This is a genomic window from Ensifer sp. NM-2 (assembly GCF_003024455.1).
GTDB lineage: Bacteria > Pseudomonadota > Alphaproteobacteria > Rhizobiales > Rhizobiaceae > Ensifer > Ensifer canadensis.
This window is the reverse complement of record NZ_PVZR01000152.1, coordinates 1-426: the sequence shown is the minus strand read 5'-3', so window position 1 is coordinate 426 and position 426 is coordinate 1. Positions and strand designations below refer to the sequence as shown.

Annotated in this window: 1 protein-coding gene; it reads left to right on the top strand. The window is 73.0% G+C overall.

Annotated features, from left to right (window positions below):
• On the top strand, positions 1-339 hold a 339-nt coding region (locus tag C6558_RS39240), incomplete at its 5' end, for an enoyl-CoA hydratase-related protein (protein WP_245449380.1).
• Positions 340-426: the final 87 nt, after the last annotated feature.

Below are 426 nucleotides of genomic sequence, written 5' to 3'. Positions count from 1 at the left end.
CTGACCCGCGCCGTGGGCAAGGCGAAGGCCATGGACATGATCCTCACCGGCCGCATGATCGGGGCGGAGGAGGCCGAGCGCATCGGACTCGTCTCCCGCGTGGTGGCCGACGAGAATGCCCTCGAGGAGGCGCTGGAGGTGGCCGCGACCATCGCGTCCAAGTCCAAGCCGGCCTCCTGGATGGCCAAGGAGGCCGTCAACGCCGCGTTCGAGACCACGCTCGCCCAGGGCATCGCCTTCGAGCGCCGCGTGTTCCACGCCGCGTTCGCCACGGCGGACCAGAAGGAGGGCATGGACGCGTTCGCGGCGAAGCGCGAGGCGGGGTGGCAGCACCGATGAGCGACGCGCAGACCACCGCGACGACGGCCCCCGCGGCCGGGCAGGACGGCGCGGCGGACGAGGTGCTCCTCGAGGTCCGCGACGGCC